This is a genomic window from Desertimonas flava, from assembly GCF_003426815.1.
GTDB classification, from domain to species: domain Bacteria; phylum Actinomycetota; class Acidimicrobiia; order Acidimicrobiales; family Ilumatobacteraceae; genus Desertimonas; species Desertimonas flava.
Genome location: NZ_QKYK01000022.1, coordinates 50,815 through 72,535, shown reverse-complemented (window position 1 = coordinate 72,535; position 21,721 = coordinate 50,815). Strand labels below are relative to the sequence as shown.

Here is a 21,721-nt window from a genome sequence, read left to right as displayed (position 1 = left end):
CCCGGGCAGTGCCCGTGGACCGAGGTACCGACATGAGCCGACACCTGACGGAAATCGGTGAGCAGGAGCTCATCGACCTCGCCGTCGGCTGCACCGTGCTCGCCGGCGGCGGGGGCGGAGACCCACGCGTCGGCCTGCTGATGGCCCTCAACGCCATCCGCAACAACGGTCCGGTCCGGCTCATCGAGCTCGACGATCTCGACGACGAGGAGCTGATCGTTCCCGCCGGGATGATCGGCGCGCCGACCGTGATGATCGAGAAGATCCCGAGCGGGTTGGAGAGCGCGGTCATCTGCGACACGATCGCCACGCGCCTCGGCAAACCGGTCTCGGCGTTGATGCCGTTGGAGATGGGCGGGCTCAACGGCGTGCTCCCGGTGGCCTGGTCGGCGACGACGGGCCTGCCGATGGTGGACGGCGACCTGATGGGCCGGGCGTTCCCCGAGCTGCAGATGTGCACGCCGCACCTGTACGGCATCCCGGCGTGGCCGGGTGTGGTCGTCGACGAGCGGTCGCAGGCGATCCTCTTCGAGCCGGCCGACAACGTGTGGTTCGAACGGCTCGCCCGCACGGCGGTGTCGACGCTCGGTGGATGCGCCTGCTCGGGGATCTACCCGATGACGGCGGCCGTCGCCCGCACGCCACTCATCCCGCGCACCGTCTCGGACGCCATTCACATCGGTTCGGTCATCCGCAACGCCGGCGACGAGCCGCTGCGCGAGCTCGACCGGGCCGTGGCGCTGTACCCGCTGATGACCGGCAAGGTGGTCGACGTCGAGCGGCACACGGCCGGTGGCTTCGTCCGCGGCTCGGCGATCGTGGAAGGCATCGAGGGCGACCGCGGCCGGCTCGCTCGCATCGAGTTCCAGAACGAGAACCTCATCGTGCTCGAGGACGGCGAGGCGCTGGCCACCGTCCCCGACATCATCACGCTGCTCGACCGTTATACGGCGCACGGCATCGTGACCGAACAGATCCGCTACGGCCAGCGCGTGGTGATCGCGGCGTTCCGGGCACCGGAGCAGTGGCGCACGCCGGCCGGCCTCGACGTCGTCGGCCCTCGCGCCTTCGGCTACGACGTCGATTACATCCCCGTCGAGGTGGCTCATGCCCGCATCGGTTGACCTCAGGGTCGGGATCGACGTCGGCGGCACGAACACCGACGCCGCCGTGCTCGACAACGACAACCACCTGCTCGCCCGGTTCAAGACGCCGACCACCGCCGACCTCACGTCGGGCATCGCCACGGCGCTGGAAACGGTCATCGGCCAACTCGCCCAGCCGGCCAGCCGCATCACCCACGTGATGCTCGGCACGACGCACGCCACCAACGCCATCCTCGAGCGTCGCGACCTCTACCGCGTCGGCGTGATCCGTGTCGGGGCCCCGGCCACACGCTCGATCCCGCCGCTCAGCGACTGGCCCGCCGACCTCCGCAAGGTGGTGTCGGTCGGCGAGATCGTCATCCCCGGCGGCAGCGAGCTGACCGGCCAGCCCCTCGTCGCCCTCGACACGACGGACCTCGGGCCGTTCCTCGACAAGCTGGCGGGCTCCGTCGACGCCATCGCCGTCAGCGGCGTGTTCTCGCCGGTCGATCCCACGCACGAGCTCGAGGTCGCCGACTTCGTCCGCACGCGGCTCGGCGACGTGCCGATCTCGCTGTCGCACGAGATCGGTGCCCTCGGCCTCCTCGAACGGGAGAACGCGTGCGTGCTCAACGCCGCGCTCGTCGGCGTCGCCCGCAAGGTGGTCGGTGGTCTCAACCGGGCGCTGGAGCGCAACGGCCTCGACGCCGTGGCGTTCCTCACCCAGAACGACGGCACGTTGATGGGGCTCGACTACGTGCTGCGCCACCCGGTGCTCACCATCGGCAGCGGGCCTGCCAACAGCATGCGCGGCGCCGGCTACCTCACCGACGTGTCCGACGCGATCGTCGTCGACGTCGGTGGGACGTCGAGCGACGTCGGCGTGCTGATGAACGGGTTCCCCCGAGAGTCGACGACGCCCGTCGACATCGGCGGCGTGCGCACCAACTTCCGGATGCCCGACCTCGTGAGCATCGCGGTCGGCGGCGGAACCGTGGTGCACCGTGACCGCGACGACGTGCGGATCGGCCCCGACAGCGTGGGCTACCGCTTGACCCGCGAGGGGCTGTCGTTCGGTGGGACGACACCGACTCTGACCGACGCCGCGGTGGTGGCCGGGCGCCTGGAGCTCGAGAGCACGGCGGCCCACGCCGAGCGCGAGCTGCTCACCAAGGGTCTGGCGATCGCCGACGAACTGGTCGCCCTGGCGACCGATGCGATCAAGACGTCCCGCGGCGAAGTGCCCCTCATCGCCGTGGGAGGAGGCAGCATCCTGCTACCCGACCGCATCGCCGGTACTTCCGAGGTGGTGCGTCCCGACCACTACGACGTCGCCAACGCCATCGGTGCGGCCATCGCGTCGGTGTCGGGTCAGGTCGACAAGGTCTTCAAGCTCGCCGGCCGGACGCGGGCCGAGGTGGTGGACGAGGCGACGAAGGCGGCGTGCGACGAGGCGATCAGCGCCGGGGCCGACCCCGCCCGGGTCGAGATCGTCGAGCTCGACGAGGTGCCGATGGCCTACCTCACCGAGCCGGTCATCCGCATCCGGGCCAAGGCCGCCGGCCCCCTCGGCATGGTCTGAATCGGCATGGTCTGACTCGGCCCGTTCTGAATCCGTTCCACCCACCAACCGCCACCCAATCCATCACCACACAGGAGTAGCGCAGTGCTCAAAATCCCACACGTTCGCCGGCTTGCCGTAGCCGGCATCGCCCTGACGACGATCACGGCAGCAGCGACCACGGCGGCGGCCAGCACGGACGCCCCCGAGGAAGAAGCCGCGGCCCCCGAGGGTGAGCCGATCATCTTCGGCCACTCGGCGGGTTACACGGGCTTCATGTCGGTGTTCGACCTCGCCGTGCTGCAGGGCATGGAGATGGCGGTCGCCGACATCAACGCGAGCGGTGGTCTGCTCGGCCGCCCGGTCGAGATCGTCACGTCCAACAACGAGACCGACTTCGCCAAGATCCAGACGTCGGCCCTCGAGGTGCTCGAGGCCGGCGCCAATTTCCTCGTTCCGTCGTGCGACTTCGACGTCGGCGGTCCGGCCGCCCGGGTCGCCAACGAGAACAACATCATCGCCATCGGCTGCGCCGGGGGCCCGCTCTTCGGCTTCGAGGGCATCGGCCCGCTGACGTACAACACGTACCACAGCTCGCCCGTCGAGGGTTCGATCATCGCCGAGCTCGCGGCTGACCACGGCATCGAGGCGCCGTACGTGCTCATCGACCAGACGCTCGAGTACACCCAGTCGGTCGGCGAGACCTTCATCGCCCGCTGGGAAGAGCTCGGGTTCGAGCTCGCCGGTCAGGACGTGTTCTCCAGCGACGACGAGTCGATCGCCGCCCAGATCGCCGGCATCCAGTCGAGTGGCGCCGACGCCATCATCCTCGCCAGCCTCCCGCCCCAGGGCCCGACGGCACTGGTGCAGCTGCGCACCGCCGGCCTCGACGTCCCGATCTACGGCGCGCAGGCCTTCGACGGCGTGTACTGGGTGGAGGCCATCCCGGACGTCTCCGACTTCTTCATCCCGGCGACGGCGTCGATCTACGGCGACGACCCCGTGGAGGAGCGCAACGAGTTCTTCCGCCGGCTGGAGGAGCTGACCGGCGAGCCGGCCACCAACTCGAACTACCCGCTGTCGGGATACGCCAGCGTCGAGGCGATCGCCCTCGCCGTGGAGCGGGCCGGCACGATCGAGACCGAGGCCGTGGCCGCCGAGCTCGACCAGTTCACCGACGAGGAGCTGCTGATCGGGCCCACCACCTACACGGCGGAGTGCCACATCCCGAGCGGTCGCCCGCTGCTCATCCTCGAGTACGTCGACGGACAGCCCCAGGTGGCCGAGGAGCGCTCGGTCGAAGCTGTCGCCGGCGGCGATCCCTGCTGACCCCGGCCTGACCGTTCACCAAGTTCGACCGCACGGAGCCCCATGATGACCGACACCACTGACCGATCGACGCGCGAGCTGCGCGCGACCGCGCTCAGCGTCGCCTTCGCCGGGCTCCGTGCGGTCGACGACGTGGATCTCGTCGTACGCGACGACGAGATCCTCGGCCTGATCGGTCCCAACGGGGCCGGCAAGACCACGCTCGTCAACTCGCTCACCGGATTCCAGGCGTGCGGCGGCCGGCTCGAGTTCGACGGCGTCGACGCCACCGGTTGGATCCCCCGGCGACGGGCCCGCGCCGGGCTGCGCCGCACGTTCCAGAACGTCCGCCTCTTCAAGGACATGACGGTGGCCGAGAACGTGGAGGTGACGGGACTGGGGCTCGGCCTGCGCCGATCCGCCGCCCGGGCCGAAGCCCGCCACGTGCTCCAGTGCTTCGACCTGGCGGCCGAGGCCGACCGTCCGGCTGGCTCGCTGCCCTACGGGCTCGAGCGCCGGCTCGGCATCGCCCGCGTTCTCGTCGCGTCACCGCGCTACGTGCTGCTCGACGAGCCGGCCGCCGGCCTCGACGAGAACGAGAGCGACGAGCTGCTCGAACAGCTGAGGTCGATCCCGTCCGCGTTCGGTTGCGGGCTCATGGTGATCGAGCACGACATGCGCTTGATCATGCGTCTGTGCGACCGGCTGCACGTCATCAACTACGGAACGACCCTCGCCGTCGGTTCGGTCCACGACGTACGTACCGACCCGGCCGTGATCGAGGCCTATCTGGGCTCGGCGACGCACGAGTCGACCGCCTCACGAGTCGCCCATGGCTGACCTCGACCCCGCCCTCACCGTGCGCGGCCTCCGCGTCGCCTACGGACCGATCCACGCCGTGCGCGGCATCGACCTCGACGTCGCTTCCGGCGAACTCGTCGCCCTGGTCGGCCCGAACGGCGCCGGCAAGACGTCGACGCTGGCCGCCATTGCCGGGCTGACCCGGGCCCAGGGCGGCACGATCGAGTTCGGCGGCCGTTCGGTCGCCGGCGTCGCCCCTGAAGACATCATCCGCGCCGGTATCGCACTCGTCCCCGAGAGCCGCAACATCTTCGCCTCGCTGAGCGTCGAGGAGAACCTGCGGCTCGGCATCACGATCCGCCGCGATCGAGCCGCCGCGGCGAGCGACGTCGAGGCCCAGCTCGACCGCATGCCGATCCTCCGCCAGCGACTCCGCCAAGCGGCCGGGCTGCTCTCGGGCGGTGAGCAGCAGCAGCTCGCCATCGCCAGGGCCCTCGTGAGCCGGCCCAAGCTCCTGCTGCTCGACGAGCCGTCGCTCGGCCTGGCCCCCCGGATGGTCGACCTCGTCTTCGAGATCGTCGCCGAACTCCGCGAGCAGGGCACGACCGTGCTTCTCGTCGAGCAGAACGCATCACGCGCCGTCGCCCTGGCCGACCGGGCCTACGTGCTGCGCACGGGGCGCGTGGTCCGCAGCGGGTCCAGCGCCGACGTGTTGGCGAGCGGCGCGCTGACCGACGACTATCTCGGCGCCGACTCCGACGACCCCGCCTTCGCGACGGAAGCGAGTCGCCCGTGACCTCCATCGTGCAAGACCTCGTCAACGCACTGAACCTCGGCAGCATGTACGCCCTCTACGCGCTCGGCATCTCCGTCGTGTTCGGGATCATGCGGCTGATCAACTTCGCTCACTACAGCCTCATCCTCGCCGGCGGCTACACGATGGTGCTGACCGGATCATGGCCCCTCGTCCTGCGCGTGATCGCCACGGTCGCCGTGTGCGTGGCGCTCGCCGTGCTGCTCGAGCTCGTGGCGTTCCGCGGGGCCCGCGGGGCCAGCCCGACCACGCTGCTGATCACCTCGTTCGCCGTCAGCTTCGTGATCGCCGCCGTCGCCGAGTTCGCGTTCGGCTCGCTGCCCCGCTCCACCACGGTGTCGCCGTGGCTGCGCAACAGCCTCACGATCGGTGACGTCTACATCCCGCGCATCAACCTCGTCACGCTCGTCGTCACGCTGGTGCTGCTGACCGCCCTCTCCCTCTTGCTGGCGAAGACGACCATCGGCCTGCAGATGCGGGCGGCCGCCGAGGACTTCACCACTTCGCGGCTGCTCGGCGTGCGGGCGAACAAGGTGATCAGCCTGGCCTTCGCCATCAGCGGCGTCCTTGCCGCCGCCGTGGCCGTCCTGCTGCTCGGCACGAGTGGTCAGGTGACCCCGACGTTCGGTCTCAGCGCCGTGCTGTTCGGATTGATCGCAGCGGTGGCCGGTGGCCTCGACTCGCTCAAGGGGGCGGTCATCGGGGGATTCGCCCTCGGCATCGCCAGCCAGCTGCTGCAGCGGTTCCTGCCGTTGCCCCTCCGGCCCTATCGGGATGCCTTCTTGTTCCTGGCGGTGTTCGTCCTGCTGGTGGTGCGCCCTCAGGGCATCGTGAGCCGCGGATCGGGGGCCAGGGTATGAGCGACCATCCCGCCTCCAACCGGTGGGCACGCTTCACGTCGTGGGTGTCGGTGCCGACCGGCCTCGTCGCCATCGTGGTGGTCGTCGCCCTCCTGGCCTCGCTCGGCCCAGCGTCGACCGACCGCATCGTGATCGTCGGCCTGATCAACCTCGTGCTGGTCGTGGCCCTGTACATCTTCTCCGGCAACTCCGGCATCACGTCGTTCGGCCACCTCTGCTTCGCCGCCGTCGGTGGGTACGCGGCCGGACTGCTGGTCATGCCGCGGTCGCTCAAGGAACAGCTCGTTCCCGACGCTCCCGGCGTGATCCATGCCGTGTCGCTCGACGCCATCCCCGCGGTCATCGTCGCCGGCCTGATCGCCGCGGCCGTCGCCCTCGTCGTGGTCGTGCCGCTGTCCCGCATCAGCGGACTGGCGGCGGGCATCGCCACGGTGTCGCTGCTGATCAGCGCCCGTGTCGTGATGAGCAACTGGGAGGCGGTGACCCGCGGCAAGAAGAGCCTGTCGTCGATCCCGATCCACACCACCCTCGCCAGCGCGCTGGGGTGGGCCGCCGTCGTGATCGTGTGCGCCTGGGCCTACCAGTCATCGTCGTTCGGCAAGCGGCTCCGGGCCTCGAAGTCCGACGAGGTGGCGGCGGCGTCGATCGGTGTCAACACCCCGCTCCAGCGCGGTGCTGCCTTCGTGCTCAGCGCATTCTTCACCGGCATCGGCGGCGCCATGTTCGCCCTCTTCCTCGGCTCGATCGGCCCCGACGTCTTCTACCTCGACACGACGTTCCTCGTCATCACGATGCTCGTCGTCGGCGGCGTCGACTCGCTCACCGGAGCGGTCGTCGGCTCGCTGGTGGTGTCCGTGCTCGCCGAGATGCTGCGCCGGATCGAAGGCGGGGATCTCCTCGGCCTCGCCGACATCCCGGCCCGCCCCGGCCTGCAGCGGATGATCCTCGGGGCGATCCTCGTCGTCATCCTGTTGCGCCGGCCCACCGGCATCGTCGGGCCGGTCGAGATCGACCGCCTGTGGAAGCGCCGCCGCTCCACCCCGCCCGCGTCCTCACCGTCCTCATCCGAGACACCCGTTTCCACATCAGGAGATTCGTAATGAGCAACCCCATCGGCATGATGCTGCACGGCGAGACCGCGCCGGGCAACATCAGCAGGCTCGCCAAGCAGATCGAAGCGTCCGGCTTCGGCTCGGTGTGGCTGAGCGAGGACTACTTCTTCCTCGGCGGCATCGCCAGCGCGGCGATCGCCCTGGAGGCGACCGAGCAGATCCAGGTCGGCGTCGGGATCCTGTCGGCGGTCGTTCGCCATCCCGCCGTGACAGCCATGGAGGTCGCCACGCTCGCCGGCGCCTACCCCGGTCGGTTGCTCACCGGCATCGGCCACGGCCTGCCGCTGTGGACGCAGCAGATGGGCCTCTACCCGAAGTCTCCGCTCGGCGCCCTGCGCCAGACGGTGGAGTCGGTGCGCGGCCTGCTCGCCGGCGAGACCTTGTCGAGCGAGGGTGGCCTGTTCACGTTCCGTGACGTCGCCCTGGTGCACCCGGCGGCGTCCGACGTCCCGCTGTACACCGGAGTCATCGGCCCGAAGTCGGTGGAGCTCTCCGGCGAGATCGCCGACGGCACGATCATGTCCGTCATCGCGGCGCCGAAGTACCTCGAGCGGGTGAAGGAGCAGGTGGCCGTCGGCGCCGCCCGATCGGGTCGCGACCCCGACGCCCACGCGCTGCCGACGTTCGTCATCTACCACGTCGACACCGACGGCGCCGCGGCCCGGGCCGCTGCCCGCGTGGGTGTGGCGTTCTACCTCTTCGCCATCGGCCCGAGCGCGATGACCGAGCCCTACGGCATCAACGACCGGCTGAGCGAGCTGATCGAGTCTGGCGGCCTCGAGGCGGTCACCGAGCACATGCCCGACGAGTGGCTCGACATCTTCGCCATCGCCGGCACACCTGCCGACTGCGTCGCCCAGATCCGTCCCTTCCTCGACGCCGGGGCCACCTCGGTGGTGCTCGCGCCGTACCCGGCGTCGGCCGGCGAGTCGATGATCGCCCTCACCGCCGCCGAAGTCCTGCCGGCGTTCTGACGCCACCGCACCCGATTGGAGTCACCCATGTCCGAGCCGCAGATCCTCTTCTTCCTCACCAAGCTGGCCGACCCCAGCCGCCGCGACGAATACGAACAGTGGGTTCGTGACGTCGACATCCCGTCGGTGATGGCATGGCCGTGCACCACCGACTACCGCGTCGTGCGGCTGTCGCCCGAGACAGTGCTCGAGGGGGTCGGCCTCCCCGGCTACGACTACATCGAGATCATGGAGGTGTCGAGCCTCGCCGACTACCAGGCCGACGTCGCCGGCTCGCCGCCGGAGTTGTTCGAGGGGTTCGCCTCGCACATCGGCCCGTTCGAGGCCGCCGTCGGCTCCGTCGTGCGCTGACGGGTGTGACGAGCCGAGCCGCGCCATGAGCTATCTCCCCGCCAACTACCAGGAGAGCTTCGTCGACGGACCCGTCGGCCGCTTGCGGGTCTGGCGACGGCCGGGCACCCAGCCGGACGTCCCGCCGGTGTTCTTCATCCATCCGATCAACATGCAAGGGCTGATCTGGACCGACGTGGTCGACCGGCTGCCCGAGCGCGACTGCGTCATGCTCGACATGCGGTCGCACGGTGCCTCCGATTCCGTCGGTCCCTACGGGCTGGAGGAGTGGACCGACGACTGCCAGGCCGTGTTCGACGCCATCCTGCCCGACGCCGTCGCCCACGTGGTGGGCGGCAGCCTCGGCGGGCCGCTCAGTGCCAGCCTGGCCGCCCGCAACCCCGGAAGGGTGCGTTCGATCGGCCTCGTCGGTGCATCCCTGTGGTTCGAGGGCGCCGATGTCGAGGAGGTGCTGAGGGTCTTCGACGAGCACGGCGTGCGTGGCACGTTCGAGCAGGTGTTCCCGAACCTCACGTTCGCCCCCGGAACGCCGCAGTCGGTGATCGATCGTGGACTCGACCTGTCGAACCCCAACGACGTGGCGACGGTGAAGCAGGTGTGGTTGGCCACCATCACGTCCGATGCCCGCGAGTTGGCGGCGCGTGTCGAGTGTCCGTCGATCGTGATCACCGGTGAGCACGACGCCACGTGCACGCCGGCGCTTGGGCTGGAGGCCGCTCGCATCCTCGGCTCGGTCCAGACCCTGCTACCCGGCATCGGGCACCTGCCGATGCTCGAATCACCGGAGCTGCTCGCCGACGTGCTGCGGGCGTTCCTCGCGTCGGTCGACTCGTCGGTGGGGTCCGGCGGATGACGTACTCGATCGTCGCTCGGGACCCGTCGACGGGGGAGCTCGGTGTGGCCGTCCAGTCGCACTTCTTCGCGGCCGGTAGCGTCGTGCCGTTCGCCGAGGCGGGCGTCGGGGCCATCGCCACGCAGTCGATCGTCGACCTGAGCTACGGCGTCGCGGGCCTGCGGCGACTGGCGAGCGGCGACGGGCCTGCCGACGCGCTGGCGGCAGTCCAGGATGCCGACGACGGTCGCGAACGGCGCCAGGTGGCCATCGTCTCGGCTGCCGGTGAGGTGGCCGCCTACACGGGAACGGCCTGCATCGCCGCCGCCGGCCACGTTGCCGGAGACGGGTTCAGCGTGCAGGCCAACCTGGTGACGTCGCCCGCGGTGTGGGAGGCGATGGCGACGGCTTTTGCCGCCACATCGAGCGAACCGCTCGTCCGCCGATTGTTGGCGGCGCTGGACGCAGCGCAGGCCGCCGGCGGTGACCTCCGTGGCCAGCAGAGCGCCGCCGTCAAGATCGTCCGCGGCGCGACCGGCCTCCCGCTCGGCCAGCAGACGGTGCTCGACCTGCGCGTGGACGACCATCCGCAGCCGCTCGTCGAACTCCGCCGCCTCGTCGACACGCAGGCCGCGTTCGGCGGGCTCATCGACCTGCTCAATGCCGAGGGCCTGCTCGTCGGCGAGCCGACCGCCGACGCCGGGGCGGTGGCCGACGCCGTCCATGTGCTCTCGTCGGCGCAACGCTGGTTCGGGACCGCCAACGTCGAACCGTCGGTGTGGCTCGGCGTGCTGTACGCCCGCTTCGGCCACGACGATCTCGCCCGGTCCACGTTCGCCTTCGCCGGTGCCCACCTGCCGTCGCTGAACCAACTCGTGCGGGCACTCGGCGACGCCGGCAGCTGGCCGTTCGACGCCCTCGACCTCGCGCGCCTGCTCCCGGGTTGAGCTCCCGACGCCGTCTCGTCCGTTCCATTTACACCAACATCCAGGAGATCAACCATGACCGTCGAACAAGATCGTGAGGACATCCTCAAGCTGCACAAGGACTGGTGGGAGGCGAACCACCAGCTGGTCATCCCGCTGATGCAGAGCGTGTACCCCTCGGGCGACTCGTACCTCATGTTCAACGCCAACGGGCACCCGTACTTCGGCATCGAGGAGAAGACGAAGCTCTGGGAGTGGTACCAGAAGGAGCTCGACATCGTCGCCTTCCCCGACATCGAGATCATGCGGCTCACGATCTCCGGCGACATGGCGTGGATCGCCTGCGAGGGCGTGTTCCCCATGCGGGCGATCGGCGATTCCGGCACGGGCTCGGCCACGTGGGAGATGAAGGACACGATGGAGAACCGTCTCCGCGCGACCGAGATCTACCAGCGCGACGACGGTGACGGGAACCCGGTGTGGAAGATGTGGCACTTCCACTGCTCGCCGCTGCCCGACGCCGACGAGCCCCGGCCATGCTTCGGTGACACGGGCCGCGAGCGAGGGCTCGGCGGGGGGCCTGGCATCGAGCCGCTGCGCGTCACCAGCGAGGGCGTGCGGTCATGAGCTGACGGGGCCGCCCGCCCGCGACTTCCTGTACTGATTCTTGCTCGCAGACGGGCAATTTCCAGTACAGGAAGTCGGCGGCGGGGCCCGCGACGCCGTGGACTACCATCGGATCGTCCTTGAGGGGGGATGGGATCCGATGACGGTCTCGCTGCATCTGCCGGTGACGTACGACGCCGACGTGATCGTCGTCGGCGCCGGTCCGGCCGGCGCGTCGACGGCGTTCCATCTCGCTCGCGCCGGTTTCGACGTGCTCCTCGTCGACTCGTCGGCGTTCCCTCGCGACAAGGTGTGCGGCGACTTCGTCGGCCCCGTCGCCCTGCGGGAACTCGCCGACATGGGCGTGACGCCACGGCCGGACTTCCAGCGGACGAACCGGGTCATCGGGGCCACGCTGTTCCTCGACGGCCGACCCCTCGTGACGCGCAACCTGCCGGCAGCCGACGGTCTGCCGTCCTTCGGCCGCGTCATCCCCCGACTGGATCTCGACGACTGGATCCGCCAGGCCGCGATCGGTGCCGGCGCTCGCTTCCAGCCCGGCACGAAGGTCCTCGGTGTCGAGGTGACGGACCGGTGCGCGGTGGTCGAGGCGACCGTCGGCGGCCGCGACGGCGAAACGCCGGTCCGTCTCCGGTCGCGCATCGTCGTCGCCGCCGACGGCAGCAACTCGAAGATCGCCCGATCGCTGCGGACCGATCCGTCGCCGAACAAGAAGGACCGCATCGTCGCGGTCCGCGCCTACTACACGGGCGTGGCCGGGCCCGGCGACCGGTGCGACATGTACTTCAGCCAGGACAGCTTTCCCGGCTACGCCTGGCTGTTCCCGACGTCGGCGACCACCGCCAACGTCGGTCTCGGCATGGTGATGGAGACGACGCCGCCGACCGATGGTCATCTCCGCACGCAACTGCTGGAGCTCGTGGACAGCGACGCGGCGTTGCGTGAGCGGCTCGGCGGGGCGACGATCCAGGGCCGCGTGCTCGGCTGGCCGTTGTCCACCTACAACCACCGCACCCCGCTCGTACGGGACGGGCTGCTCCTGGTGGGTGACGCCGCCGGCCTCATCAACCCGCTCAACGGGGAGGGCATCCAGTACGCACTCTTGAGCGGGCGGTGGGCGGCCGAGACGATCGGCACCGCACTGCGAGCTGGCACCGGCCGTGTCGGCATCGGCGACCTCCTGCCCTACGAGCGACGCGTGGCCGCCGTGTTGCGACCGGAGATGGCCCTGGCCACGACGATCATCAGCCTGATCAGACGCCGCGACCTCAACGCCGTGTGGCTCCAGGCGCTGCGGGTGATCTGCGCCCGGGCGACGAACGACAAGGCCTACGCCGATCTGGCGGGAGGCATCCTCGCCGGGATCACGCCGGCCAGGACGGCCCTGTCGCGCCAGGTCGTCGGGGGCACGGCCAAGCAGGCGGCGAGGACGGCGATCGTGCAGGGTGCCCGCGTCGCCCTGCAGCCCCGCTCCCGGCTGCGCTCGCTCGTCGACGACGTGACCGACACCGTCGGCAGCGTCGCGTCCAACACGGCGCGCGACCCGGCGGCCTCGGCGTCGTGGGCGGCGGCCGTGGCGATGGCGCTGTTCGAGCTCGCCACGCAGACGGTCGTCGCGTCGCCGACGCGCTGATCAGACCTCGCGCTCGATCATGTAGGTCACGAGCGTCTGGAGCATCTCCAGGTCGTCGGTGCCGGTCGCGCCGGCATAGGCCACGTCGAACTCGGCGCGTGCCGCGGTGGCCAGTCCGTGCGCCACGGCGGCGGCGAAGTCGAAGCTCCCGTGCCGCTCCATCTGGTCACGGACCCACTCCACGTCCTCGCCATGACGCTCGCGGCGCGGCAGCCTCAGGAAGGTCACGAGGCGATCCCGATCGGCGCCGCGGAGCGCCTTCAACAGGTGGAGCAGCATCACCGTCCGCTTGCCCTCCCACAGGTCGCCGAGGATCTCCTTGCCGTAGACCTTCTCGACGCCGCGCAGATTGAGCAGGTCGTCTTGGATCTGGAACGCCGCGCCCATGAAGTAGGCGAAGCGGTCGAACCGGGCGGGATCGATGCGCCCCTTCGTCGCCACGATGGCGCCGATGCGGACGGGATGCATGCACGTGTACCAACACGTCTTCTTCAGCGTCATCCGCAGGTACTCCTCGATCTCGAGGTCGACGACGTTGTCCCGCACCCAGCCCAGCTCGATCGCCTGCCCCTCGACCGACTGGCGCACCATGTGCTCGATCTCGGCGAACACCAGCCACGTGAGGCGCGGGCCGATCGCCGCCAGGTTGTCCATGAGCGGCCGGATGCTCAACACGTTCAGCGCGTCGCCCACGTTGACGGCGATGGGGACCCCCTCGGCCGCGTGCATCGTCGGCCTGCCGCGACGGTGCTCGCTGCCGTCCTCGACGTCGTCGTGCACGAGGAACGCGTTGTGGAAGCACTCGATGGCGATCGCCGACAGCAGCACCTGCTCGACCCGCCCTCCGAACGCCCGGCACGTGGCGATGCACAGCGCCGGCCGCAATCCCTTGCCGGGTCGGGTGGGATAGTCCGGAACGAGGTCGTACAGGTGCGTCGCCGGCTCCCGCCGGGGCACGTACGACAGCAGCCCGGCGATCGTCACGTCCCGGTAGCGGCGCAGGCGGTCGTCGAACAGCGCCCGCGCCGTAGGGGCGACCACGGCGCCGACGGACTCGACCGGGACGGTCACGTCACCGTGATCGTCAACACTGCCCGCACATGCTCGAGGTTGGTCGCCTGGACCAGACCGGCGTAGCGGCCCGGGTCGATGCCGTCGGGCACGTGGACCTTGATCGTCACCCGTTCCGACGCCTTCGCGGCGAGGACGACGCTCGCCGGCTCGAACGACACGTGGGTCGCGGCGATGCGCTGGCCGGCGTCGGAGATCAGGTCGCTGGCCACGAGCGAGAACGGCTCGGTCATCGAGTCCGACGAGTTGGTGACCGCCATCGACAACGTCGCGTCGCCGCCGCGCGCGACCGTCTCGACGGCGTCGAGCACCGACACCGTGCCGGTCGAGCCGCCGTTGACCGGGTTGGGCGAACCGTTGCGCGCCGCCCGCGCCATCAGCTTGTCGATCGGCAGCCCGATCGAGATGCCCTGGTCGGCGACCCGGCCCAAGGCGTCGAACGACGTGCCGACCACGTCGATGAGCAGATCGACGATCTGGTGGGCGTCGGTCCGAAAGCGGTTGAGCAGCTCGTGGGTCTCGGGATCGCGGATCGCCTCGACGTCGACGAACCGGCTCTCCAGGCGGTCCATGGCCGCGATGCCGACCGACAGCTCCTCTTCGAGGATGGCGCCGGCCCGTTGCACGAGGCGGGCCGCGCTGGCCGCCGCGGCGGCGACGTCGGCTTCCGCCGCGCCCAAGATCTGCTTTGCCTGGTCGCCGAGTTCGCTGGGTTGAGAGGCCGGTTCGCTCACGATCGCTCCGTTGTTGGGGTGGGGGGTCGGATCAGAAGATGCGGTCGCGTTCGTCGGCGTGACGGGCGCACACCTCGGTGACGATGACGCCCTCGCCGTCGACCGAGATCGTCGTCAGGGACAGGCCGGGCACGTCGATCTGTTGGACGGACGAGGACGGGTCGACCTTCACCGTGGTGACGAGCGAGTCGCCGGAGCGGCCCTCGATGGCGGCCTCGGTCTTGGCCAGCAACCGGACCGAGGCGGCGGTGACGGCGGTGGGGAACGTGACGCGCAGGCCGCCCTGGGGGACGACCACGCCGTTCGCCCCGCCGGCGTCGGCCACCTGGGTGGGGCCGGCCACCTCGACGACGGCGCCGTCGTGCTCGAACTTCTCGGTCAGTTTCGTCCCCCGCTTCAGCGTCGTGAAGTCGACGCAGTCGGGCCGCCGTGGTGGCGTGTCGTGCCTGTCGCCGCACGGCGCGATGCGGGTCTCACCGACGAGCCGGATCCGCACCACTGGGTTGTCGAAGATCGACAGGCCGATCGAGTAGTCGCTGCGGGCGCAGATCGGCTCGCACAGGGTGAAGCACACCGGCACCGGCCGCTCGGCGCGCATCGTCATCGTCATGTCGACCTGCGGCGTGCGTTCGGGATCGGTGCGATGAGTGATGGCGAGCGGATCGGGCCAGGCGTTGATCGTGACGTCCTGTTGCGGCATGTCTCAGCTCCTTGCTGTCGTGGCGACCGGCTTGGTGTCCGGCTTGGTGTCCGGCTTCGTGTCCGGTTTGGCGTCCGGCTTCGTGTCGGGCCTCGTGCCTGGTTTGGCGTCGCCGGTCGTGGGCGTCCAACACAGCTCGACGAGTACGGCGTCGGCACCAGCGCGGGTGGCGACGGCGAGGAGCCGGGCTCCCCGGGCGTCGACGGTGATCGTGCGGCGCGGCCCGTCGGCATCGGTACTCGATGCAGACGCGACGACCTGCCGCTCGGCGTCGAGGGCCACGACTCGGATGTCAGCCGAGCCGATCACCACGACCGAGAGCGTGGCCTCGGCGACGGGGGAGGGGAAGTCGACGAACAGGCCCCGCGCCGGAAGGACGAGACCCACGAGGTCGTCGACGGCGGCCAGTTGCAGCGGCCCGGCCGCAGCACGGAACGTCACGCCGCCCCGCTCGGTCTGCTCGCCCAGCCGCTGCGGCGCCTTCTCACCCTTCCAGTCGATGCAACGGCGCAGATCCGGGGCCGGCCCCTTCGGGCGGCGGATCTTGGGCAGCGGGCAGGGCACCGCCACGAGCACCACCTCGTCGACGTACCCGACCGCGGCGCCGCGATCGATCACCGCCTCCGATGCCCCGGCTGGAATAGCCGCCGCGGCGTGACCGACCATCACGAACACCGTGATCCTCGGCGCCGTGGCGGTCGCCCGCACGGTGGTCGGGCGCCACGCGTCGGGCGCCGGTGACCGCATCCAGACGATCTCGTCGGCGGCCGGGTCGTTCCCCCCGTTGGGATCGATGCCCACCGCCATGGTCGTGAGCGGTGCCGGCGCATGACAGTGGGCGGTGACCTGATAGTCCCACCCCGGATTGGCGCCGATCGTCTGAGAGATGCCGACGGCCCGGCCGCGGCCGCGCATCGCCTGGGCCGCCCGGCCGTCGCGCAGGATCGAGTGATCCGCGGCGAACTCCCCGTCACCGACGGGCTGCCATTCGTTGGCCACCTCGCCCACGGGCAGGACCCGGAAGCCGCGCTCGAATGTGCGGTTGCGGACGTCGACGACCTCGACGATGGTCGTGTCGGTGCCCACCCCGCCGTCGTCGTCGGCGACGACCACGCGTGCCTCGAAGCGCCCGCAGTCCTGGTACGTGTGCGTGGCGGCGGCGTACCCGATCCCCTCCGGCGGTTCGTGGAGCTCGCGAATCGTCGCGTCGATCACGGGGCTGCAGTCGCCGAAGTCCCACGTGCCGGTGTGGGTGTCGCACCAGCCGGCGTCGGTGAACGGCGCGATCAGCGTCAGCGGGCTGCAGTGGTAGGCGTACATCCGCTCGGGCGCCGTCAGCACCGGGGCCACGTTCGTCACGTCGATGTCGTGTGTCGCCACCCCGATGCCGCCGTCATTGTCGATGACCTGCACCCGGATCGTGTACGTCCCGTCGTCGCAGTAGGCGTGCGACGCCGTGGCCCGACCGACCGCGGCCGGCTTCGTGTTGGTCTCGGTCACCGCAGGGACGACGGGCTGGCTGTCGTCGCCGAAGTCGACGACCACCTCGTGGTGGTCGAGCCACTCGGCGTCGGTGAAGTCGACGACCACCTCGAACTGCTGACCCTCCCGGACGGTCGCCGGCGCGTGCAGCGACACGACGGCCGGGACGTTGCGCACCTTGACGAGCGTGAGGTTGCCGAGGCTGACGCCGCCCGGCTGAGCGACGCTGCTACCCAGCCGGCTCACGTACACCGCGCTGTGGGTGTACTCGTGGACGGCGTCGATGGCGGCCAGCTGGAAGCCGTCGCCGAAGCGCCAATGGTACGCCGCCCCGGCGACGGCCACGCCGCCGCTGAGGTTGATCGGTTGGCGGGCGGTGGCGAAGTACGGCCCCTGGGCGTCCGGCGGCGCGCTCGCGGTGAGGGCGAACATGCTCGTCACCAGGATGCTGCCGGAGAACACGACGGCGCCGGGCTCGATCACGATCGGGTTCTCGAAGCGGCTCGTGACGTCACCGATGCCGTCGAGCGTCGTCGGCCACGCGCTGAGCGCTTTCACCTGGCCCGTCTCGTCCTCGATCACCTCGCCGCCGACCGAGTCGGCGATGCCCTCCACCACCAGGTACACGACGAGCAGGACGACGCCGATGATCAATCCGCCGAAGACGAATCCGAGGATGATCATCACGATCCACGCCCCGGCCGACAGGCTCACGTCGTCGTCGATCACGAACGGCTCGGCCCGCTGGCCGTCGGGCTCGTCCACCCAGCGCAGTCCGATGTCGGCCCAGAAGCCGGCGTCGATGTCGATGCTGCCGGCGACGGCATCGATCACGGTCAGGTCGCCGTCGCCGCGGATCGCACCGGTGCGCAGCGAGAAGTCGAGCCGGTGGATCCGCACCTCCTTGCCTTCGACCGTCCGGGTCTGGGGGATGCCGCCCAGGCCTTCGGGCTGAGGTTCGTCGACCCGGGCTTCGATCAGCTCGATCACCTTGGCGCCGAGGATCGCCACGGCGAAGCCGCGCCCGGCGGGGATGAAGTTGTCGATCTGGGCGAGGTTCGAGCCCGGGCGGGCGTTGATGGCGATCGCGATCGCGTCGGCGAGGACTTTCGGGGTGGCGTCGGTGACCGTCACGTCGGCGCCGCTGAAGTCCGGCGTCCACAGGCCGATGTTGGGTTGGGCGGCCACCTTGGCGTGGAGTTGCTCTGCGATGAAGGCCTCGATCTGGTCGACGGTCGGCACGTCGACCGAGATCAGCCCGACGGCCTGGGCCACGGCGGTGGCGCGCAGCTCCAGCTGCGTCTCGATCAGCGGGCCAACGAGCGCAGCGACCAGCGAGTAGTTCGTCCCGCCGACGCCCTCGCCCGGCGCGAGGTCCTCGACGGTGACGGTCGCCGTCGCCAGGTTGGCGCGGATCCGCCCCGGCTGGACGTCCAGCTCCGTGGCGAGTGCCAGCCGGGCCACCACGGCGAGCGGGCTCGGCGGTAGGGGAGCGGCGCCGGTGATGTTGGACAGCTGCAGCGCGCACGGGATGGAGATCGTGACGTCGGTGCCCACCGCCTCGACCGCGATCCGCTTGGCGGCGATGTTCTCGTCGTCGAACGTCTGGAAGTGCACGTCGAACGTGCGCCCGGCGAACGACGCCCCGGTCTGCTGGACGACGTGGGGGATGGTCTCGGCTTCCCAGCGGGCGTGGACGTACTCGGCGATCAGCGCTTCGGTGATCGGCGGGACCGGGTCGCCGCTGGTGAGCGTGGCGCCGACTTGGTTCAGCGCGATGTTCTGGGTGAGCACACCGATCTTCGGGGCCTCGCCGGGGATCGTTCCGAGCGGCGCGTCGACGCGCAGGTCGGCGGTCATGTTGAACAGCGAGGCCGACGGAACCGGCGGGTTCTGGATCTGCACGTCGATCTCGACCGGGATGTTGATCCGCACCGAGTTGCTGGCCGGCAGGAGTTCGGCCGACAGTCCGGCTTCCGGGACGATGACGTCGACCTGCTCGGTGAGGTACGGCCCGAAGGCGATCGGGTTGGGTTCCTCGAACCCCTGGGGAATGACGTTGCTCTTGCGCGCGGCGAGCAGGATCTGGTCGACCGTCGCCTTGGAGATCTCGGCGACGACTTCGAACCCGCCGGTGTCGGCCATCAGCGGTCCTCGTCCTCGGCGGTCGTGTTGAGCCGTACGCGCAGGGTGATGTTGATGCCGTCGGAGAGCTGACCGCCCTTGGTACGGGCCAGTCGTTGGTACACCTCGCCGGAGGCGAAGCGCGGTACCGACGCCGACAGCCGCCGGTACTCGAGGAGCGGGCCGAAGACTGGATGCTTGTCGGCGTGCCGTTCGAACGGGTCTGGTCCGCGGCTGGTCTGTCGCCACCGGTGCACCTGCGGCAGGGTCGCCGCGGCGGCGAGCACGGAGCGACGATTCGGATGGAGCTCGCGCGTGCGCCGTGACGGCGGCCGCTGCTCGCTCGGTGCCGCGCTCAGCGAGACGGCCGGCGTCGCCTCACCTTCCGCCTCGAGCTCGACGGGGATGTCCACCCGGCGCAGCGCCGCGGCCACGGCCCGGTCGTCGTCGAGGTCGACGTCGCCCAAGTACTCGCCCACCTGCGCGGCGAGCTGCTCGAGCCGGGTCGCTCGCTCCGGGTCGAACCGGCAGCGCAGGGCGACGTAGCGCTCGGCCTCGGGGCTGAGCTCGACGCCCGCATCACGCAGGGCGCGCACGGGATTGGCGCAGGCAGCGAGGAACAGGTCGGGTTGGGCATCGAACACCTTGATGATCTGCGCCGCGGCGCGCACCACGTCGGCCGCGTCGCGCATCGGCTCCGTCGTCGGACGCGTCGTAGGCGGTGCCTTGGCGGCTGACTTCGTGCTCGAGCCCTTGGCGGCGGCGGTCTTCTTGGACGCCGCCTTCGGCGGCGTTTTCTTGGTGGCGGCCTTCTTCGACGGCGTCTTCTTCGACGTCGCCTTCTTGCCGGCCTTCGGCGTGGCGCGTGGCTCGCCGGCGTCCGTCATCGCTCCACCTCGCGGAAGGGACGGGCCAAGCGACGCAGCGTCAGTCGGCGCCCGACGTGGTGGCGCTCGCGCCAGTCGAGGTGGGTCACCGCCCGCAGCGCGGGTCCGACAGGCGTCATCCGACGCACTCCGCACCTCCCCCTGGATCAGTCGGCCGCCCCGCCGAAATCCCCACCCGGGGAGGCGCAGCAACGATAGCACTGCGGCTGTGTCGGTCGCCCCCGAGTTCCTGTACTGATTCTTTCTCGCATACGAGAAGGAATCAGTACAGGAAGTCGAAGGTGGTGGGTCAGTGGTCAGGCTGCGGCGCGGGCGACGAGGTCGAGGAGGTGGCGGCGGTCTGGGCCGGGCACCTGGGGCAGGTCGGGACGCGTGCCGATCTCGATCACGCGGGCGAGCACGCCGGGCCGGCTGAACAGCTCGTCGGGAGTCGTCAGGCACGAGAGCAGCTCGGCGAACCAGCGGGCGGCGTCCTCGTCGACGGCCTTGGCGCGGGCGTGGGCGTAGGCGACAGCCGCCGGACCTTCGGGCTCGAAGCGCTCGCCCCGGGCCGCGGCGCCCATCTCGGCGAGCCGCAGCTGACCATTGGTGACGGTCGCCTCGTACCACGGACCGAGGCTCCGTTGTGTCGCCTCGTCGAAAGCGACGGCCAGGTCCGCCGGATCGTCTCCGTGGTTGCGCACGACGTCGCGGAGCAGCTCGCTGTGCAGCAGGGCCATGGTCATACCCCGTCCGAGCGACGGGTCGGTGCACATCTGGGCGTCGCCGATGGCGGCCAGGCCGGTGGCGACTGGCACGCCGTCGACGACGAAGCGGCGGATGCGATTGGACACGCCGCTCATCGAAGCGATCGGGCGGATCGGAACGCCGTCGATCCAATGGCGGTGGAGCGGGCACGACTGAAGGACCCGGTCGAACACCTCGGGCTGCCGGATGGCGCGCAGCGCCCGGTCGTCGGCGCGGGTGTACACGGTGACCGCCCACGTCCCGCGATCGGCGGGCAGGGTGAGCAACGAGATCGATCCCATCGGGGTGATCAGTGGCGCCCGCATCTCGGGCAGCTCGCCGGTACGGGAGCGGTAGTAGCGGCCGGTGTAGGCGAACCCACTGTCACGCTCGTTTTCCAGGGGCCGGCGGGCGCCGATGCCGGCGAGCAGGTCGACGATGGGTGACCCGCGGCCGGAGGCGTCGACGACCAGATCGGCACGCAGCTCGGTGCCGCCGGCGAAGCGCACGCCGGCCACGTGGGCGACGCCGGGCACCACGTCGGAGCCGCGCAACAGGCCTTCGACCGGGGCGCCACGACACACCGAGATCGCCGGTTCGTCGGCGAGCGCGGCCGCCCAGATCCAGTCGAACGTCGGCCGCCGCGCCGTCACCGTGACGAAGCGGTCGTCATCGGCCCGGTGCCCCGACCCGGGGACGAGATCGACGAGCGAGTGGGCCAGGTTGATCTCGAGCCCGCCATGCTCACGCAACCGGTCGACGACTCGGGGAAAGTGCTCGACCATGCGCTGATGGCCGAGCGGAAGCAGACCATGGGCCATGCGGTACTGGCGGATGCTCCGCCGGTCCCATTCCCATGCTTCGTCGGGGCCGGCCGGAACCGGCCCGGCGTCACGGTCGACGACGACCACTTCGTGGCCGGCGGCCGCCAACATCAATGCGGCACAGCTCCCGCTGAAACCGGCTCCGATGACGATCACTTTGGACATCGAACCTCCTCGGATCGACGCGATTGCCCACCGCCGGGCGTATCGGTCCAACGTGAACCTCGTCATCCCGAGCGCGCTTGGAGAACTTCTGACGATCTCGTGGAGATCTCACGAAGCCGCCGGC

The 21,721-nt window shown here is 70.3% G+C and carries 20 protein-coding genes; 13 read left to right on the top strand and 7 right to left on the bottom strand.

The window, feature by feature from the left end:
* The first annotated feature begins 32 nt into the window (after positions 1-32).
* The 13 genes from DN771_RS20910 to DN771_RS20850 all read left to right on the top strand — a co-directional run bounded on the left by DN771_RS20910 (position 33) and on the right by DN771_RS20850 (position 12,884).
* Positions 33-1,124, top strand: coding sequence for a DUF917 domain-containing protein (locus DN771_RS20910; protein ID WP_116999524.1), 1,092 nt, complete (start codon positions 33-35; stop codon positions 1,122-1,124).
* Complete coding sequence (locus DN771_RS20905; protein WP_116999501.1) at positions 1,108-2,667, top strand: hydantoinase/oxoprolinase N-terminal domain-containing protein; 1,560 nt, start codon at positions 1,108-1,110, stop codon at positions 2,665-2,667. The genes DN771_RS20910 and DN771_RS20905 overlap by 17 nt, the downstream gene beginning before the upstream one ends.
* A gap of 84 nt (positions 2,668-2,751) precedes the next feature.
* Positions 2,752-3,975, top strand: a complete 1,224-nt coding sequence (locus tag DN771_RS20900) for an ABC transporter substrate-binding protein (RefSeq protein WP_116999500.1) — start codon at positions 2,752-2,754, stop codon at positions 3,973-3,975.
* 45 nt (positions 3,976-4,020) lie between these two features.
* Positions 4,021-4,794 (top strand): ABC transporter ATP-binding protein, encoded by a 774-nt coding sequence (locus tag DN771_RS20895; protein WP_116999523.1) that lies wholly within the window; start codon positions 4,021-4,023, stop codon positions 4,792-4,794.
* Positions 4,787-5,551, top strand: coding sequence for an ABC transporter ATP-binding protein (locus DN771_RS20890; protein WP_116999499.1), 765 nt, complete (start codon positions 4,787-4,789; stop codon positions 5,549-5,551). Before DN771_RS20895 ends, DN771_RS20890 begins: the two co-directional genes overlap by 8 nt.
* Positions 5,548-6,429, top strand: a complete 882-nt coding sequence (locus DN771_RS20885) for a branched-chain amino acid ABC transporter permease (protein ID WP_116999498.1) — start codon at positions 5,548-5,550, stop codon at positions 6,427-6,429. The genes DN771_RS20890 and DN771_RS20885 overlap by 4 nt, the downstream gene beginning before the upstream one ends.
* On the top strand, positions 6,426-7,529 hold the full coding sequence (locus tag DN771_RS20880; RefSeq protein ID WP_116999497.1) for a branched-chain amino acid ABC transporter permease: 1,104 nt from the start codon (positions 6,426-6,428) through the stop codon (positions 7,527-7,529). The genes DN771_RS20885 and DN771_RS20880 overlap by 4 nt, the downstream gene beginning before the upstream one ends.
* Positions 7,529-8,515 (top strand): LLM class flavin-dependent oxidoreductase, encoded by a 987-nt coding sequence (locus tag DN771_RS20875; RefSeq protein ID WP_116999496.1) that lies wholly within the window; start codon positions 7,529-7,531, stop codon positions 8,513-8,515. Before DN771_RS20880 ends, DN771_RS20875 begins: the two co-directional genes overlap by 1 nt.
* Before the next feature lie 27 nt (positions 8,516-8,542).
* Positions 8,543-8,866, top strand: a complete 324-nt coding sequence (locus tag DN771_RS20870) for a hypothetical protein (RefSeq protein ID WP_116999495.1) — start codon at positions 8,543-8,545, stop codon at positions 8,864-8,866.
* A 25-nt stretch (positions 8,867-8,891) separates the two neighbouring features.
* Positions 8,892-9,719: an alpha/beta fold hydrolase gene (locus DN771_RS20865; RefSeq protein ID WP_116999494.1), complete on the top strand. Its 828-nt coding sequence runs from the start codon at positions 8,892-8,894 to the stop codon at positions 9,717-9,719.
* A complete protein-coding gene (locus DN771_RS20860; RefSeq protein ID WP_116999493.1) occupies positions 9,716-10,645 on the top strand; it encodes a DUF1028 domain-containing protein in 930 nt (309 codons plus the stop codon). Before DN771_RS20865 ends, DN771_RS20860 begins: the two co-directional genes overlap by 4 nt.
* Before the next feature lie 54 nt (positions 10,646-10,699).
* Entirely contained in the window at positions 10,700-11,251 is a 552-nt protein-coding gene (locus DN771_RS20855) for a YybH family protein (protein WP_116999492.1), read from the top strand.
* 139 nt (positions 11,252-11,390) lie between these two features.
* Complete coding sequence (locus DN771_RS20850) at positions 11,391-12,884, top strand: geranylgeranyl reductase family protein (protein WP_116999491.1); 1,494 nt, start codon at positions 11,391-11,393, stop codon at positions 12,882-12,884.
* Here the strand turns inward: DN771_RS20850 and DN771_RS20845 are convergent, their stop codons facing one another.
* The 7 genes from DN771_RS20845 to DN771_RS20820 all read right to left on the bottom strand — a co-directional run bounded on the left by DN771_RS20845 (position 12,885) and on the right by DN771_RS20820 (position 21,597).
* Positions 12,885-13,955 (bottom strand): polyprenyl synthetase family protein, encoded by a 1,071-nt coding sequence (locus DN771_RS20845; protein WP_116999490.1) that lies wholly within the window; start codon positions 13,953-13,955, stop codon positions 12,885-12,887.
* Positions 13,952-14,689, bottom strand: coding sequence for a COG1470 family protein (locus DN771_RS20840; protein WP_116999489.1), 738 nt, complete (start codon positions 14,687-14,689; stop codon positions 13,952-13,954). Before DN771_RS20840 ends, DN771_RS20845 begins: the two co-directional genes overlap by 4 nt.
* A gap of 31 nt (positions 14,690-14,720) precedes the next feature.
* The gene (locus DN771_RS20835) at positions 14,721-15,389 is read right to left on the bottom strand and encodes a hypothetical protein (protein WP_116999488.1); all 669 of its coding nucleotides are present in this window, start codon (positions 15,387-15,389) and stop codon (positions 14,721-14,723) included.
* Positions 15,390-15,392: 3 nt separating this feature from the next.
* Positions 15,393-19,016, bottom strand: coding sequence for a PKD domain-containing protein (locus DN771_RS20830; RefSeq protein ID WP_116999487.1), 3,624 nt, complete (start codon positions 19,014-19,016; stop codon positions 15,393-15,395).
* Positions 19,016-19,882 (bottom strand): hypothetical protein, encoded by an 867-nt coding sequence (locus DN771_RS20825; RefSeq protein ID WP_116999486.1) that lies wholly within the window; start codon positions 19,880-19,882, stop codon positions 19,016-19,018. The genes DN771_RS20830 and DN771_RS20825 overlap by 1 nt, the downstream gene beginning before the upstream one ends.
* Positions 19,879-20,001, bottom strand: a complete 123-nt coding sequence (locus DN771_RS30730; protein ID WP_276113929.1) for a hypothetical protein — start codon at positions 19,999-20,001, stop codon at positions 19,879-19,881. The genes DN771_RS20825 and DN771_RS30730 overlap by 4 nt, the downstream gene beginning before the upstream one ends.
* A gap of 177 nt (positions 20,002-20,178) precedes the next feature.
* Positions 20,179-21,597 (bottom strand): NAD(P)/FAD-dependent oxidoreductase, encoded by a 1,419-nt coding sequence (locus tag DN771_RS20820; protein ID WP_162942208.1) that lies wholly within the window; start codon positions 21,595-21,597, stop codon positions 20,179-20,181.
* Positions 21,598-21,721 lie beyond the last annotated feature (124 nt).

Bases quoted from the DNA above. Each gene is read 5' to 3' on its own strand.
- DN771_RS20875 (WP_116999496.1), top strand. From the start codon at position 7,529: ATGAGCAACCCCATCGGCATGATGCTGCACGGCGAGACCGCGCCGGGC.
- DN771_RS20905 (WP_116999501.1), top strand. From the start codon at position 1,108: ATGCCCGCATCGGTTGACCTCAGGGTCGGGATCGACGTCGGCGGCACG.
- DN771_RS20870 (WP_116999495.1), top strand. From the start codon at position 8,543: ATGTCCGAGCCGCAGATCCTCTTCTTCCTCACCAAGCTGGCCGACCCC.
- DN771_RS20895 (WP_116999523.1), top strand. From the start codon at position 4,021: ATGACCGACACCACTGACCGATCGACGCGCGAGCTGCGCGCGACCGCG.
- DN771_RS30730 (WP_276113929.1), bottom strand. From the start codon at position 20,001: ATGACGCCTGTCGGACCCGCGCTGCGGGCGGTGACCCACCTCGACTGG.
- DN771_RS20835 (WP_116999488.1), bottom strand. From the start codon at position 15,389: ATGCCGCAACAGGACGTCACGATCAACGCCTGGCCCGATCCGCTCGCC.
- DN771_RS20880 (WP_116999497.1), top strand. From the start codon at position 6,426: ATGAGCGACCATCCCGCCTCCAACCGGTGGGCACGCTTCACGTCGTGG.
- DN771_RS20855 (WP_116999492.1), top strand. From the start codon at position 10,700: ATGACCGTCGAACAAGATCGTGAGGACATCCTCAAGCTGCACAAGGAC.
- DN771_RS20890 (WP_116999499.1), top strand. From the start codon at position 4,787: ATGGCTGACCTCGACCCCGCCCTCACCGTGCGCGGCCTCCGCGTCGCC.
- DN771_RS20865 (WP_116999494.1), top strand. From the start codon at position 8,892: ATGAGCTATCTCCCCGCCAACTACCAGGAGAGCTTCGTCGACGGACCC.
- DN771_RS20830 (WP_116999487.1), bottom strand. From the start codon at position 19,016: ATGGCCGACACCGGCGGGTTCGAAGTCGTCGCCGAGATCTCCAAGGCG.
- DN771_RS20860 (WP_116999493.1), top strand. From the start codon at position 9,716: ATGACGTACTCGATCGTCGCTCGGGACCCGTCGACGGGGGAGCTCGGT.
- DN771_RS20850 (WP_116999491.1), top strand. From the start codon at position 11,391: ATGACGGTCTCGCTGCATCTGCCGGTGACGTACGACGCCGACGTGATC.
- DN771_RS20820 (WP_162942208.1), bottom strand. From the start codon at position 21,597: ATGTCCAAAGTGATCGTCATCGGAGCCGGTTTCAGCGGGAGCTGTGCC.
- DN771_RS20825 (WP_116999486.1), bottom strand. From the start codon at position 19,882: ATGACGGACGCCGGCGAGCCACGCGCCACGCCGAAGGCCGGCAAGAAG.
- DN771_RS20910 (WP_116999524.1), top strand. From the start codon at position 33: ATGAGCCGACACCTGACGGAAATCGGTGAGCAGGAGCTCATCGACCTC.